A 16,382-nucleotide genomic window follows, 5' to 3' on the forward strand; every position below is an offset into this window, starting at 1 on the left:
CAACATTGCATTTTTTAAACTTTATGCTATACTCATTCCTGCACGCAGGAAATCCCCTGTATGTGTTTTTGAGAAAAAACAGTAATATTTTTGACGAATTTTCTGTTGAAATATTTTGGGACAGGCAGGAATTTTCCTGTACAAATTTTTTATATTTTTTTTGGAAAAAGAGGGACATAAAGATATGAGCAAGTTAATTTTTGACAGAGGTAATTTTACAGATTTTACTTCTATTTCGAATGTTTTTGTAGATGAATACATGCCAACTGCAAATGGTGAATTTGTAAAGATTTATTTATTACTTTTACGTCTTGTAAACACTGGATGCGAAGATCTTTCAATTCCAACTATTGCTGATACTTTTAATATACTTGAAAGCGACGTTGTTCGTGCTTTGAAATTCTGGTCAAGAGAGAATTTGCTCTCACTATCACTTGACGAGGATGGTTCCATTAACGGGATCAAGCTTGAAGCACTTTCAACAAACAGATACATTGTTAGGGATTTAAACAATAAACTTGATACAAACACTGAAGTTTTAGCATCTGCTGCCGGAGAATCAGCTCCTATTGCAGTTCCTACAGCATCAGGAATTATCGTTCCTAACAAGAAGAAATATTCACCAAGAGAAGTTGAAGTTTTTTCAGACAATGAAGATTTCCAGCAGATTAAGTTCCTTGCTGAAACATATTTAGGCAAGTTACTAAGCCCTACAGAAATCGACAGCATTTTATACATACTTGATGGTTTACAGCTTAGTGCCGACTTTATCGAATACGTTATGGAATCTTGCATTTCATCAGGACAGAAGTCCCTTTCATACATAGAAAAACAGATTGTTTTTTACTTTGAAAAAGACATTAGAACATTAAAGGAACTTAAGGATTACTTAAAATTACAGAAAGATATTTCAAAAAGCATTTACAAAGCTTTTGGTTTAGATGTTCCAGCAAGACCTATTAAACGTGAAATGTCTTACATAACAAAGTGGACTGATGAGTTAGATTTTTCTGATGAATTCATTATTGAAGCCTGCAACAGATCTGCTGCTCACGCAAGTACAAACAGTGGAAAGTTTTCTTATGCTGATTCAATTTTACTAAAATGGTCAGAAAAAAATGTAACATCAATGGCTGACATTGAAAAGTTGGACAAGGAACACAAAGAAGAATCACAGAAGATTTACAGCGCTAAGGCAAAAGTTGCTAAGAAAATCAGTCGTCCAAAAAATGTTAGAGCTATTGAAAGTAGAAATTATAATCATCAGGACTTCGAAAAGCAGCTTATTATGAACCGAAAAGAAATGGTTGCTAACATTTCTTCAAAAGAAAAATAGACAGCAATCAACATATACCCTATGAATGGAGTTTTTTATGGGATTAACAAGAGAACAGTTTGACATTATTTATAATAAGTATAATAATAGACGATTGGACAATAGTATTAAACAGGACAAGCGTCTCAAAGAGATTTATGAAAAGATTCCTCAGATTAAGGAATGTGACTTAAAAATCAGCTCTCTGGCAGTTAATGCTGCACGTAGTGCACTTAATGGGGATACATCTTTAAAAGACCATTTAAAAGAAGATATCGCCAATGTAAGCAATCAGAAGAAGGCTCTCCTTATGGCAAACGGTTATCAGAGTGATTATCTTGAGCCCATTTATGATTGTCCTATTTGTAAAGATACTGGTTTTGTGAACGGACAACCTTGTGAATGTCTTCAGAAGGAAGTTATAAAATCTCTTTACACAACCGAAGAATTAAATGATATACTACAAAAGGAAAATTTCAGCACATTTAATTTTGATTTATATTCAAATAATTTTGTAGATGAAGTAACAGGTGTTACTGCTCTTGATAACATTAAGGACGTTGTAACTTTCTGTAAAGAATTTGTAGATAATTTTGATAATATTGACAATAATAGTATTTTATTTTATGGTAGAGCAGGTTCGGGAAAAACTTTTCTCATTAACTGCATTGCAAATGAACTGATTAACAAGTCACATACAGTGCTATATTTAACAGCTGTATCTTTCTTTGATTTGTTGTCAAAAATTACTTTTAATCAAAAGGAATCATCTGCATTTGGACAAATTACAAAGCATGAGCTGTTACAGTGCGATGTGCTTATAATTGATGATCTTGGAAGCGAAATGGCTAATTCTTTTACCAATTCAGCTTTGTTTGATTGTTTAAACTACAGACTTATACACCATAAATCAACAATTATATCAACCAATTTCTCATTGTCAGATCTTAATGAAGTTTATACTGACAGAACATTTTCGAGAATTCTTGGTAACTATAATACATTTAAGATTTTTGGTGATGATATAAGAATAAAAAAATTTATTAATTAACACTTTTTTACACATGGAGGAAAAATTAATGGCTATCGAAAAATTCATTGAATCAATCCCTGTTGGACCACTTGCGATTGTAGCTTTATCAGGAAGCAAAGCTTTAGGTGAAACTGTAGACGCATATATTTCTGACTGGAGAAGCGAGAGAATCGAAGCAAAGGAATCACCTATCACTTTCAAAGGATATGTAAAAGACTCATATCTTCTTGATGTAGACACACCACGTTTTGGTACAGGTGAAGCCAAATGTACATTAAGAGATACTGTTAGAGGTACAGACCTTTACATTATCGATGATGTGACAAACTACAGCGTAGAATACACTGTTTGTGGTCACAAGAACCATATGTCACCTGATGACCACTATGCTGACATTAAGCGTGTTATTGCTGCCGCTGCCGGTAAAGCAAAGAAGATTACAGTTATTATGCCTTTCTTATATGAAAGCAGACAGCATAGACGTTCTTCTAGAGAATCTATGGACTGTGCAGTAATGCTTCAGGAATTAGTAAGCATGGGTGTTGACAACATCTTAACATTTGATGCTCACGATCCTAGAGTAAACAACGCAATTCCTATTAGCGGATTTGAATCAATTATGCCAACATATCAGTACATTAAGAACCTTTTAAGAAATGTTGATGACCTTATTATTGATGATGATCACCTTATGGTAATCAGCCCTGATGAAGGCGCAATGAGCAGAGTAGTTTATTTTGCAAACGCTCTTGGAATCAATATGGGTATGTTCTACAAACGTCGTGACTTTACACAGGTTGTAGACGGAAGAAACCCAATCGTTGCTCATGAATACTTAGGTGAATCTGTTGAAGGTAAAGACGTGTTAATTATTGACGATATGATTTCTTCAGGTGATAGTATGCTTGACGTTGCAAGACAGCTTAAGAAACGTAAAGCTAAGAGAGTTTTCGTTGCTTCAACATTTGGTTTATTTACAAATGGTCTTGAAAGATTTGACGAAGCTTACGCTGATGGAACAATTTATCGTATTATGACAACAAACTGCATTTACCAGACACCTGAACTTCTTTCAAGAGAATGGTACATTAACGTAGACGTTGCTAAATACACAGCATACTTCATCGACAGATTAAACCACGATTCTTCTATTAGTGATTTACTAAATCCATACAAGAAGATTGAAAAATGCGTTGAAGCATATAAAAACAGATAATAATTTCTAACAATTGTGTTATGTATTTATGTTATTCAAACATTTATGTAATCATTATTGTTGAAACTAATTTGAGATAAAGTAAAAAGGCTATGGGTTTATAGTATCAAATCTATAAAACCCGTAGCCTTTTTATTATTTTATTATAGTTAATTTTATTTTTTTAATTGTATTTTTACTTACGCCTTTGCTCGTGCTTTTGCCTGCGTCTTTACTTATATATCTACAGTTTTATGAAATTATGCTTAATTCCTAATTTATCTGCCATAACTTTTTCTCTTGTATGACATGAGAACAAAATTACCTGTTCCATATTCTCGCCCATAAACTTTAATGTGTTTCCCATTCTCTTGTTGTCATACATTACAAAAGCATCATCAAGTAAAATTGGTTTGTAGTCTTTTTCAAATATTATATCTGCTGCTGCCAAACGCAATGCCATATATATTTGTTCTACTGTTCCCTTACTTAACTTAGAAGCCGGTAGCAATGCTTTTTTGCTATTAACTAAAATATTCAATCTTTCATCAATTGACAAATTATCATATTTACCATTTGTTATCTGTGACATATAGTAGGAAGCTCTCTCGTTTAAACGCTTGCCAAAACTATTTCGTATTTCATTAGCAATATCCTCAATGTTTTCCTTTGCATCTTCTATTGCCTGAATTTCAATTTTGGCTTTTTTAATATTATCAAGTTTCTCTGTTAGTTCGTCCAACTGTCTTTCGCATTGAATATCCTGTTCTTTTTTCTGCTCTAGTGCCCAACGTGCCTTTGATATAACCTCATTAAGTTCACGTTCCTGCTCTTCAATGTCTTTAATTTCATTGCTGTAATCTGCTGAATCTATGGAACGATCTTCTTCCTGCTTAATCATAAGCTTTGTATTTTTCAAAAGTTCTTTCTTGCTTTCTAACTGACGCTGTGTGTAAAGTTCTTCATGTTTTGCAGCTTCCAGTTTATCCAAAGCTAATTTCAGTTCCTTGATTGCCTCTAACTTACGCTTTTTCTTCTTTTTATTAAAACAATATCTTATGATTGCCAAGATTGTACAAATAAAAGCTCCTACAAAGCAGCCAATTGGTCTAATCCAAAATTCTGTAACTGTTAAGAAATTCAAATTTCCAAGTATCAGCCCTACACCTGTACCTACAAAAGCCAATGCTAAAATAATAAATGTGACCGGCATACTACTACGTGTATGTACTTTTTCAGACAGCATTTCCATTGTTTCATGGCCGTCTATGCCTTTTTCCATAAGTTGACTTGTAAGTTCAGCTTTATGTGCTTTTATTTTTTCAAGTATTTCATTTGTCTTATCAACCTCAGATGTGTATGTCATAACATCCTGATACAGCTTATCTTTTCTGGCATTTTGTCTTGCGAGTTCTTCAAGTCTTTGCTTGTCTAATGCTGAAAGTTCTTCCTTTCTTGAAGATAACCTTAAAACTGAATCTTTTTTCTGCTCAATTGATGCAATAATTGCATGCTGCTCTCTTTCAGAGACCTCCAGTTGTTCCTTAACAGTGTATATGCAACGTTCTACATCATATTCCTCACCGATTCGGTTATCAGTTGCAATCTTTTTCTTCTGTGCATCCAAATCCGTAAAGGCTTCTTTAATATCTATTTCCATAGACTTAGTGGAGCCTAAGTTTGCCGCATAGTTTTTTAAAATATTTTCTAATTCCTTGTCCGTTACGCTTCCCAACTGGCTAATACTTATTGTATTGTAGTAACAACTTTCATCTAACCCTGTAAATAGTTTGTCAATTTCATCTTGTGTAAGTTCACGACCTAAATCCTCATTTATCACCTTAAATGATTTATTCTGTCTGTTGAAATTTCTTTCGATTCGATAATCAACACCATTGCTTTCGATTCTCATCATCCCTTGGTAATTAGATGGGTTGTCCCAAGGCTCATACTTACTGTACGTATCCTTACTGCTAGCTTTTCCCCTTTGCTTCTCTATTCCAAAAAGCATGCCTCTAATAAATGTATGAAACGTAGTCTTACCGGCCTCGTTTTCACCATATATAATATTTAATCCCGGCTCCAAAGACATGGACTTATGATTAAATTTTCCGAAATTAGTTAATTGTAAATCCTTAATAATCATTGTCTGTCCTCCATTGCATCTATTAAAGCCTTTGCACCATAATATAAAGTTTTTCGATCTAATTCGCTTAAATTGCCTTTGTCCAAATATCTTTTAATAAACATTCCCAATATATTATCATGATTATCTTCATATAATTCCTGAAAATCAAAATCCGGTACGGTTTCATCTACAATCTGAACTATATTTCCAACGCTCTCAATTTCTTTTTCATTTATTTCAAAATCGGGGTCTCTGTAACCTGAAAAGAAAATCTTAAACATATTATCTTTTCCATTTTCTTCAATCATATCCGTAAGTCTGTGTCTAATTTCCATATTAGTAGCTGTTGTAGTTACCTGAAAATCAATTTCCTTATATATACGTTTTGCAAAAGGAACAAACTCTAACTCAAGACTATTCTTTGTCACTTCTCCGTATATATATCCTCTCTCACCCATGTCATTCATGTCAATTGGTTCAAGGGAACCACAATAAGCCATACGGTTTTTCTCGTCCATTTCCGGCTTATGTATATGACCTAATGCTACATAATCAAAACCTGACATTGCAAGTTTCTTTTTATTAATAGGTATGTGTTTTTCATCGCCACCATGTGCTACTAAAATATTAATTTTATCAATATCTTCTACAATAATGTGGTCATATAAATTTTCCTGGATTTCTGTTTCATGGTAGCTTAAACCATAAACACATGTATTAAGTTCCGGAATATCAACCTTGGTAATGTTTTTATCATCTATAAAGATTACATTTTCACTCCATTTAAAACCATCATAAAAAGAGCCCTTCTTTATGGCATCGTGATTTCCTGCACATATTACAATCTTTGTATTAGGAATTGTTGACAGAAGGTAATCTACCTCTCTCACTTCTCTTAGCAGTGGTTGTCTATGAAACATATCGCCTGCAATAATAAGCAAATCCACTGGCTGCATCTTTATTTTCTTTATTAATCTTTCAAAGGATTCCCAAATTTCGTCTCCTCTTTTTGTCGCCCATTCTTTCTTATTTTCAGGATGTGCGCCTAAATGTATATCACCTGTATGAATAAATTTCATATAGCCTCCCAAACTGCTGTTAATTTATAGTCTAACCCAATTTTCAGTATATCATTAAAGATATTGGTGGTCAAATATTCAACTGCTTTCTAATAATATTCCAATACTTTCTTAATATTTTACCAACTTTTTTACTAACTTTCTACTTTATGTTAAATTATGCAAACGGCTAATTTGTAAGATATTTCTTTGTCCAACAAAGAAAACCCTTAAGACAATTAATTTGCCTTAAAGGTTTCCTTCTATTTCCTTTTTAACTATTAATAAATTTCCATATTTAGTAATCTATTTTTCTTACTTGTTATATAACTGAAAATCGTATAATCTAAGTGTTCCTACACCATCATCAGGCGTAAAGACTTTAATCATAACATATCTTGCTTTCTGTGTTCCAATATTATATGAACCTGAAGCATTATTGTTATTATTCTGATAATCTACAGAAGTCCAGTTTTGTCCATCATTTGATGTAAGAATTTCCCATTCAGTTGCATTACCAAAGCTTTCTTTACTTTGTGTATTATAAAGAGTATATGTATTAAATTCCTTTTCACTACCTAAGTCAATTTGAATCCAATGTTTAACACCATTTAATTTATACTCACCCTTAGTAACGTCTGAACTTGTAGCACACCACTTTGTGTCAAGCTTGCCGTCTATAAGCATTGATGCATTTTCTGAATCATTGGTAAATCCTGAACAATCAAAAACTTTTGCTCCAAGACATAAGTTTGTGTCATCGTTAATAACATTACTCAACTTAGCGGCTGTCTTGTTTCCGTGGATTTTTTCTCCAACCATTGGATATTCAGGGTTTGCAATCCCCTCTATATTCTCTGTTAACCAGTTGTCTTCGTAATCACCAAATCCTTTAAATGTCCATGTCCCCGCTTTTAATTCTTCAACATATTTCTTTCTTAAGGACTCAATGCAGTCATATCCTGTAATATCTTTTACCACTTTATTAAATGGTGTTGTTACATTATAAGGATCATCTGTATAAGTACTTCCTGTATTGTTATCCTTGATTAATTTATTAATGCTATCAATTAATCCTAACTTCAATGTTCCGTCTGCATTTTTTCTTGTTGGATATTTTGAATCCATATAGGCAAAGAACCATTTATTATTTCCGTACTGTTGGTAACCCCAATCCTGTAATGAAGTATCTGTTGCCTCATATACCTGAACATATTTAGGATTTGACCAGTGGAAGTATCTGAACCCACCATAGTTTGCCATGTTTTCAGTCCACCAGGCAACATCATCACCGTAATTTAATTTTCCACTGTACTGCTGAACAGAGTGAGTGATTTCATGTGAGAAAAATCCAATATCTGTTGGGTGACTGTTTGCATATGCTGTAGATACACAAACTGTAGTTCCCTGGCAATACGCTACTCCATCATAATTGTTATCAGCCTTAAATGTAATTGTTGTTGGTTCTGTGCCGTTACCCCATCTTTGATATAAACGTGGGTAACTATTGTAGAATAATTTTGTAAGTTCCTCTAAATATCCATCTACAGTAACATCTTTCCAATCTCCTGTAAATAAAATATCATATTTGCTTGGACTAACAGTTGCACCTTTCATGGAAATTCCTGAAATCTGACATCCACTTCCATAAATAGCTTGTACATCTAATTTGTAATACTGGTATGTTCCAACTTTATCAACCGTGTAATTATATGTTTTAAAGTTTTTATCTTCCATGCCACTATCATTTACAACATCAATTGTTTCCCAATTGTTACCGTCCTTTGAGCCATATAAAATCCATGATTTTGGATTTCTTCCTTTATATTGTTCATTGTCATTTGCTGTTGTCAGGCTATAGCCATAAACGGTAGTTGGTTGCTTCATTTTCCACGAAATACTAAATTCCTTCTTATTGTCAAAGAATTTTGTACTTGTACTTCCGTCAAATAAATTTTCTACTCCTTCTCCACTATAACCATTAACTGTTGTTCCGGCAGCATAAACTGACTCAAAATACGATGAAAGGTCCTCACCAATTTCATAGTTTGCATCAGATACATCACCGTACAATGACATTTCTGCTAATTGAAAACCATAGTAGTTTGTTCCATTGCTTTCAATTTGTAAAAGATAATATTGGTAGCTTTCCTGAATATCTGTTTCGTATGTGTAATCCTGTGAATTTTTCGCCTCGATTCCACTATCTGTTACTGTGTCTATTTGTGTCCATGATGTTCCATTGTTTGAACCATATAAGTGCCACTGTTTTGGATTTCTGTATGAATATGTGGCTGCATCATTTGCTGTTGTTAATGTGTATTTCTTTAACACTGTTGCTCTATCCATTTGCCATGATATTCTAAGTGGAAATCCATCCATCGTGCACATTTTTGTATTCTTGTTTCCATCGAATAAATTCTCAATTCCTTCAGATGCACTTGTGGAAACCTTTGTTGAGCTTGCTGTATCTACCTTATTAAAATATGTATCCACTTTCACATTTTTAGGATTTTGCTCTGTTTCAGGTTCCTGATAAAATTCCTTTGTTGTTGGTATTTCTGTTGCTTTTGGTGTTGTTGTTTCCGGTTCTTTAACTGTTGTTGTAACCTCCGGTGTCTTCTCTGTTGTTGTAGCTTCCGGTTCTTTAGCTGTTGTTGTAACCTCCGGTGCCTTCTCTGTTGTTGTAGCTTCCGGTTCTTTAGCTGTTGTTGTAACCTCCGGTTCTTTAGATGTTGTTGTAGGTACTTCTGAATTATTAGTTGATACAGACTCACCTGGTTTTGTTGTTGGTTTCTGTATTTTCTTCTTTTTAACAACAACTTTTAATGTGTATTTTTTCTTTCCGCAAATTGCCTTTATTTTGGCTTTTCCAACTTTTTTGCCTTTAACAATTAATTTATTTTTTAGCTTGCCTTTTTTCTTAATAGAAATATTTTTCTTTCCGGCAACAATTTTCCATTTAACTTTTTTCTTTGCTTTCTTTAATTTTACTGTTTTTTTATTTCCTATCATAACAGTAATGTTCTTTTTGCTTAATTTCACTTTTTGTGATTTTGCCTGCACTATATTATTCGCTGGCAATAAACACATTACTAAAGTTATAGTCAAAAGCACTGCTATAACTCTTTTGACTACAGGTTTTCTACTATTCATTAAAATTTCCTCCTTTAAAAATAGTTTTTTCATCTGTGGTCTCCCCACATTTATATATAATAAACTTTTTATATTTCTTTTTAAATCTCCTATTTTTCACTTTTAGGTATTATTTTTTCATTTAGCAATTCTTTCAATCGTTTATCTAATGCTGAAAGCTATCATTGTCCAGAAGCTCTTCTGCTTTTTTTCATTTCCATAGATGCCATTGCAAGTATTTTGTAATGCTTCATGTTATACCTTCTTTTTATTCTAATATTATGTAAATCTTTACTTAGTAGTATCTGTCTTCTCTCTTAACCTAATGTTAAAATTACTTATTCCTGACATTACAAGACATTGTTTTGGTGTTAAAAGTAATGTGATATTCGTATTTACATTTCCAGCTCCTGCATAAGATGCGTTCTCTACTCTGTATTGATTAGAATATATCCATCCAAAATCAATTACTCCACAAAGTAAAGTTAGTAACAATGGCAAAACAAGGGCAAACTCTACAATTGACTGACCTTTTTCACTTTTCTTTAATTTACTAAACAATGGAATGCCTCCTTTCCTGACAGTGTATCCTTGATTCCACCACCTAATGCTGTAACAGCCACAATAACAACTACTGCAATTAAAGCAATAATTAATGCATACTCAACCATTCCCTGTCCACTCTCATCTTTAAAAAATTTCTTTAACATAATTTATTCCTCCTATGGATAATATTTTTAATTCTATATTCTCTCAACAGTTTGTTCTGTTGTATCGAACCTATTAACAAAAGTTCATTACGGTTACCATCGCCACTGCAATGAATGGCCCCATTGGAATCATCTCATGTATAACCATCTTAAATGCCATGTTGGATTGAACCACTGTATATGCCAGTACGCAAATTCCCATAAGCACTATGACATATAATAAATTAGTAATTCCTAAACAAAATCCAACTGCTGCTGCCAGCTTAATATCTCCGGCTCCTACATTCTTAGCCAACAATGCCGGGAATGAAAAAATTGCAAATCCGGCAACTAATCCTAGCAATGAAGAAACTAATGAAAATTCAGGAAAACCTTCTATTCCTAAAACATAAGGTATACTAAAAGCTGCCTTAATAGCTAAAATTGCAAGTATTAAATCATTGGGTATAATTCTGTGATGCAGGTCTGTCACAGCGATTACTTCGCAAATCATTAATAATATGAAACTGTATATTATGGTATACAAAGAATTCTGCTTCCACATAATAACGGCTCCTACCAATGCCATTATTATATGTAAAATAATTCTCTCGTTTCTACTCTGGCTGTACGCGATGTTCCTTTTTAATAAAAGTTTCTGCTCAATAAAATCACAAGCAATCTTAAGAGCTGTTCCAATCAATGCACCAGCAATTAATTTGATTTCCAGCATTTCTTACCTCCTTTGTCTTTCCGTATCTTTGTTATATCTAAGGTATAGCATACCTGATTCTTGTTTTCTATTTTGAAAATAATTTTTTACAGCAATTCCATCTACATCTTCCATTTCTATATCTAATATCAGAATATCATGCTCGCCCTCTAAAACTTCTTTTCCATCAGAGAAAGTTTCGATTTGAACGATATCGTCGCCATAGTTCTGTATTATACTGCGACAAATTTTCTCTTCCGCTTCCCTCATGACATTTTCGTCATCACATATTCCAATAATCATATTCTGTTTTCTTTGCATTATTAAGTCCCATAGCTTATTCATACTTTATCTACCCGTACATTAAGATGCAAAATCCCTAATAATCCTATTTTATACGGATTTCTTTTTCCCAGCAAGGTATGTTTTTAGTATAAAATGTTGTTTGTTTTTATTTTTTGTTTTTAAATATTAAATGTTGTTTTATTTTAAAAGTGCAACTTATATTCCTCACAGGCTTTTATTTTCCGGCATAAACAGGTTGTCATTTACCGCAAAAGCTGCCGACATTACATCAGGGGACTATGTATATTCCCTTAGCAATTCCAAGTTCTGTTAAAGAAATAGGCTACAAAAAAATTCTCTGCAAAGAAACTTGCAGTAAAAATTGCCAAAGTACCTGCTTCTTCAAAGTATAGAATTCACAATTTTATAATGGCAAAACTCTGTACTCAAAATGGCCATCAACATACAAAGTTAAAATTAAGAAGTAATTTTACTTGGCATAAACATTTAAACTATTTTTAAGAAAAAATATCTCTTAAGCAGATTTCTTCATTTATCTACTTAAGAGATATTGTACTATTCTCGTGCAACCACTTTACATATTTTTAATTGTTATAATTATCCTCAAAGGTCCAAATCTTTGTTCCTTTGCCATCAACAATCACGCCAAAGTTTTCTTTTGCAGCGCTTATGGCTGATTTTTTGTTATCATAAATTCCGTAAAGTCTACCATATGAGTAAACAAAAAATTTGTTCTCTGTGTCTTTGTATATATCAGCATTTAACACCTCTACATTACTGTCGAAAGTAACCTTCGACGGCTTGTTTATTTTTAATGCTGTATTAGAATCTAAATTGTTGGTAAACGCAATCGCCAACTCCTGCATCTTTATGTCATCCATGTAAAAGCTTGATTTTGCTACCGGCTGCTTAATTTCCGTATTATTAAGAATCTGGTCATCACCAATTTTCTTATTATTTTTCCACTTGTTAAAACTGATTACAGAATCTGTCACCTCAATATTTGACAAAATTACCCCTGATTTCTTATATGTCTTAACTTCCTGCAACTTGTTATCAACAATCTTTAAAGTTGTAATTGGAAAACGTGCATACTTTCTTGTTGATTTTACTTTTGCCATACCATAAACAAGATTCTCGCCTGTAAAACCACATACTGTTATTTTGTAGCCTGGTTCTGTTATTTCTTTTTTAGTACCTGTTGATAAATCTACAACAGTTATTGAATCACTATCATCTAATGTTCCATTTGTATTGTAAGCAATGACTTTTCCATCATCAGTTGAGACACAACTTCCATCATTAAGGTTCTCTACTAAAGTTCCCCATTCTTTTGTTTTAAGATTTACATAATAAATTGCATTATTTATCATCAGATAAACTGTTCCGTCACCTTTATAGCATAAATCTTTCATTTCATTTGTAAGAATCTGGCTAGGTTCATCGCTAGGTATAAAGGCAATTTCTGTTGTGGTATTTTTCTCCCAGTTATAATCCATTACCGAAATACCATTTTTGCCCCTGTGATAGCCACTTGTGCTGTAACCATAAATAATAAACGTAAGGTTTCCCTTGTCATCAACATTTACAACCTTCGCCTTAGTCTTATACAATGTCTCTGAAGACTTTGCCTTAAGTTTATATGGTGACTTAATATTTTTTCCTATAATATCCATTACATAAACATCGCCATTTATTTCATAGGCAATGTACTGCTGATTGCTACTTTCCTTATATACTGTAGTTGTCTGTTTCTGTATTCCCAAATCGATAAACGAATTTCCCACATTATTTTCGTTGCAATCCCAGATTTGATTTACTTCCCTGTTGTATGCGAGAATATAATTCTTTCCTTTAAAAGTCCAAACAGTCACTGTTTCTGCTACATTATACTTTTCCTTTACTTTCTGAGCATTTGTAGCCTCAATTTGATAGTTTAAAGTATATGTGCCTGATTCACCTGTGTCTTTAATATAAATATCTTTGGCAGACACAACCACGTCACTTATTTTCTTAGGTCTAAAGGTTTTCCAAATTACCATTCCCAAAGTTGATCTGATTGTAGCCTGACCTAAACTGTCACTTGCATACTTTGAATTTGGTTCCAAATACGCTGCAACATCACTTGATTTTTCCTCGTTAAATGTATTTTCACTAAACTTCTTAGCAAACTTAATCTGATTAGGAACAATCTTATCCCCATTCATAATTGTGGCTCTTGTGTAGTAATATACTTCATGGTCACTTGCAGTCTCGATTATAAATTTAAGGAAATATTCTTTTCCCTGTTCCATAATGGCACTTGCCTGATATGTTAAATCAATAGTTCCTCCATTTTCTTTCCAATCTTCAATTGTACCATTATCAACAAGACTATTGTTGTTGCATTCTTTTACTTCATACTTAACAGTTTTAATTTTGTTTCCCTGCGTTTTGATAACCATAGGAACCTTATGACTTGTTGAAATTGGAACGATTACATCTCTCATTAAGCTCTCGTCCATTGCCATTGTGTAACCGTCAAGTTTTCCTATAACTTCATCACCATACTTCAATGTAATTGTAGGAAGTTTTTTCATTTTTGTTTCTTCTTTTTGATTGTTATTTTGTGCTGTGTTATCCTGATGGCTTTTGAAAACAATTGCACCTGCAACTGCTATAAGTATTACTGCCAAAACAGATACCACTACTGTTGTCTTCTTTTTCATTATATCTCCTATTTCAACCTATCTTTTTAGGCACTGAAAGGGCAGTTCAAGCTGCCCTTTAGTTAATTTATTTTCCTTTTGTTGTTTTTGCTTTCTGTTTTTTTCTGTCTCTTCTAGACATTTTCTTTGTATGTTTCTTCTGTGCCGGCTTAGATTCAACACTTGGTTCTTCCTTTTTCACTTTCTTATTTACTACTTCAGGAAATTTAAAAATAACTGATTCGTAAGGTCTAAGTGGCATTTCAAGTCTAAACGGCATACCGTCACATTCGCTTTCAATTGCCTTATATGTAACCTCCTGTTTTTCTCCTGTTTCTGTAGTAAGAAGTCGTGTATAAGTTCCTGCCTTTGGTACTCCAACGCAGTAGTCAGGTCTTTCTATCGGAGTGAAGTTGCAAACAAAACCAATTGAATTCTTATTGTCAGGTTCTGTTGTTTTTCTTATGAAACTAAAAATACTCCTGTCTGCATCATTTGCATTAATCCATTCGAAAGCACCATAACCTTTTGTCTCTGTATAGAGAGCAGGATATTCTTTGTATAAATGCAATAATTTCTTTACATAATCCTGCATATCCTTGTGTTCTGGTTCGTCTAATAAATACCAATCAAGACTTCTGCTTTCTGACCATTCCTGTAACTGTGCAAATTCTTGTCCCATAAACAGTAACTTACGTCCGGGATGACCTAACATAAATGTATATGCAGTTTTTAAATTCTTAAATTTATCAGCAGGATAACCTGGCATCTTATTAATCATAGAGCATTTCAAATGAACAACCTCATCATGTGATAAAACTAAAATGAAGTTTTCGCTAAATGCATATGTCATGCCAAAAGTCATCTTGTTATGGTTGTTCTTTTTAAACAATGGATCTAACTTAGTATATTCTAAGAAATCATGCATCCAGCCCATGTTCCATTTGTAAGAGAAACCAAGTCCTCCCTCTTTAGGATCCATTGTTACCTTTGGCCATGCTGTTGATTCTTCAGCAATAATATAAGCTCTTGGATTTCTGTAGTTCATAACACTGCTTAAATGTTTGAAAAATTCTACAGCTTCAAGATTTTCTTTTCCACCATAAATGTTTGGAATCCACTGACCGTCTTCTCTACCATAATCGCGGTAAAGCATTGATGCTACGGCATCAACTCTAAGTCCGTCAATATGATATTTTTCAACCCAGAATAAAGCATTTGCAATAAGGAAATTGCTTACTTCTGTCTTTGAATAATCAAATACCTTTGTGCCCCAATCAGGATGTTCACCCATTCTGCTGTCAGCATATTCATACAATGGTGTTCCATCAAAAAATGCTAAACCATGTTCATCCCTTGGGAAATGTGCAGGAACCCAATCAAGTATTACCGCAATTCCTGCTTCATGGAATGAATCCACAAGATACATAAAATCCTGTGGGGTTCCATATCTTGAAGTAGGTGCATAATAACCTACTACCTGATATCCCCATGAACCATCAAATGGATGTTCCAAAATTCCCATTAATTCTACATGTGTGTATCCCATGTCCACAACATATTTTACAAGTTCATCAGCCATTCTTCTATAGTCATAGAAGCCATCTTCATCGTCAGGTCCTTTATAGTTCTTTCTCCATGAGCCAGGATGTACTTCGTATATAGACATTGGCTTTTCATAATGATTTTCAGACGCTTTTTCCTTAATCCATTTTTGGTCATTCCATGTATATGAGTCGATATTGGCTACACGAGAAGCGTTGCCAGGTCTCATTTCTGCCCAGTTTCCGTAAGGATCTGCTTTATATAAAGTGTCTCCGGTTTGAGTAGAAATAACGTACTTATACAATGCTCCTTCGTCTACTCCCGGAATGAATAGTTCCCAAATACCTGAATCATTCTCCATCTTCATATTATGGTCGTATCCAATCCAGTTATTAAATTCTCCAATGACTGAAACATTTGTAGCATGTGGTGCCCACACTGCAAAATATGTTCCTTTAACACCATCAATTTCCGTAACATGTGCTCCTAATTTTTCATATATTTCGTAGTGTGTACCTTCTCCAAATAAATAACAGTCGTCTTTTGTTATAGCTCTTTTATTTTGCATATGGCCTTCCT

Annotated in this window: 12 protein-coding genes; 3 read left to right on the top strand and 9 right to left on the bottom strand. The window is 33.4% G+C overall.

Translation table 11 applies throughout. The features are described from left to right. Positions 1–184 precede the first annotated feature (184 nt). Genes ACQY63_RS08160 through ACQY63_RS08170 form a run of 3 tightly spaced genes read left to right on the top strand, consistent with a single transcriptional unit; the run spans position 185 to position 3,564 of the window. Positions 185–1,336 carry a DnaD domain protein gene (locus ACQY63_RS08160; protein WP_428245043.1) on the top strand — a complete coding sequence of 384 codons (1,152 nt, stop codon included), beginning with the start codon at positions 185–187 and terminating at the stop codon, positions 1,334–1,336. 37 nt (positions 1,337–1,373) lie between these two features. After that, the gene (locus ACQY63_RS08165) at positions 1,374–2,366 is read left to right on the top strand and encodes an ATP-binding protein (protein WP_022164895.1); all 993 of its coding nucleotides are present in this window, start codon (positions 1,374–1,376) and stop codon (positions 2,364–2,366) included. A gap of 28 nt (positions 2,367–2,394) precedes the next feature. After that, positions 2,395–3,564, top strand: coding sequence for a ribose-phosphate pyrophosphokinase (locus ACQY63_RS08170; RefSeq protein WP_022164894.1), 1,170 nt, complete (start codon positions 2,395–2,397; stop codon positions 3,562–3,564). A 223-nt stretch (positions 3,565–3,787) separates the two neighbouring features. On the opposite strand, the gene ACQY63_RS08175 is transcribed toward ACQY63_RS08170, so the two are convergent. The 9 genes from ACQY63_RS08175 to glgB form a co-directional block, all read right to left on the bottom strand. After that, positions 3,788–5,689, bottom strand: a complete 1,902-nt coding sequence (locus ACQY63_RS08175) for an ATP-binding protein (RefSeq protein ID WP_428245044.1) — start codon at positions 5,687–5,689, stop codon at positions 3,788–3,790. Beyond that, entirely contained in the window at positions 5,686–6,750 is a 1,065-nt protein-coding gene (locus tag ACQY63_RS08180; protein ID WP_302689710.1) for a metallophosphoesterase family protein, read from the bottom strand. The genes ACQY63_RS08175 and ACQY63_RS08180 overlap by 4 nt, the downstream gene beginning before the upstream one ends. A gap of 294 nt (positions 6,751–7,044) precedes the next feature. Beyond that, positions 7,045–9,885, bottom strand: coding sequence for a discoidin domain-containing protein (locus ACQY63_RS08185; protein ID WP_412622873.1), 2,841 nt, complete (start codon positions 9,883–9,885; stop codon positions 7,045–7,047). A gap of 270 nt (positions 9,886–10,155) precedes the next feature. Further along, positions 10,156–10,425 carry a TadE family protein gene (locus ACQY63_RS08190; RefSeq protein ID WP_302689708.1) on the bottom strand — a complete coding sequence of 90 codons (270 nt, stop codon included), beginning with the start codon at positions 10,423–10,425 and terminating at the stop codon, positions 10,156–10,158. Continuing rightward, complete coding sequence (locus ACQY63_RS08195) at positions 10,410–10,574, bottom strand: Flp family type IVb pilin (RefSeq protein WP_302689707.1); 165 nt, start codon at positions 10,572–10,574, stop codon at positions 10,410–10,412. The genes ACQY63_RS08190 and ACQY63_RS08195 overlap by 16 nt, the downstream gene beginning before the upstream one ends. Before the next feature lie 73 nt (positions 10,575–10,647). Further along, entirely contained in the window at positions 10,648–11,286 is a 639-nt protein-coding gene (locus ACQY63_RS08200; RefSeq protein WP_412622874.1) for a prepilin peptidase, read from the bottom strand. Between the two features lie 3 nt (positions 11,287–11,289). Beyond that, positions 11,290–11,610, bottom strand: coding sequence for a hypothetical protein (locus tag ACQY63_RS08205; RefSeq protein WP_412622875.1), 321 nt, complete (start codon positions 11,608–11,610; stop codon positions 11,290–11,292). Between the two features lie 545 nt (positions 11,611–12,155). Beyond that, entirely contained in the window at positions 12,156–14,279 is a 2,124-nt protein-coding gene (locus tag ACQY63_RS08210; protein ID WP_022164887.1) for a hypothetical protein, read from the bottom strand. A 67-nt stretch (positions 14,280–14,346) separates the two neighbouring features. Beyond that, the gene (gene glgB, locus ACQY63_RS08215) at positions 14,347–16,371 is read right to left on the bottom strand and encodes a 1,4-alpha-glucan branching protein GlgB (protein WP_022164886.1); all 2,025 of its coding nucleotides are present in this window, start codon (positions 16,369–16,371) and stop codon (positions 14,347–14,349) included. Positions 16,372–16,382: the final 11 nt, after the last annotated feature.

Source organism: Eubacterium sp. Marseille-QA0814 (genome assembly GCF_965119675.1).
GTDB lineage: Bacteria > Bacillota > Clostridia > Lachnospirales > Lachnospiraceae > Eubacterium_G.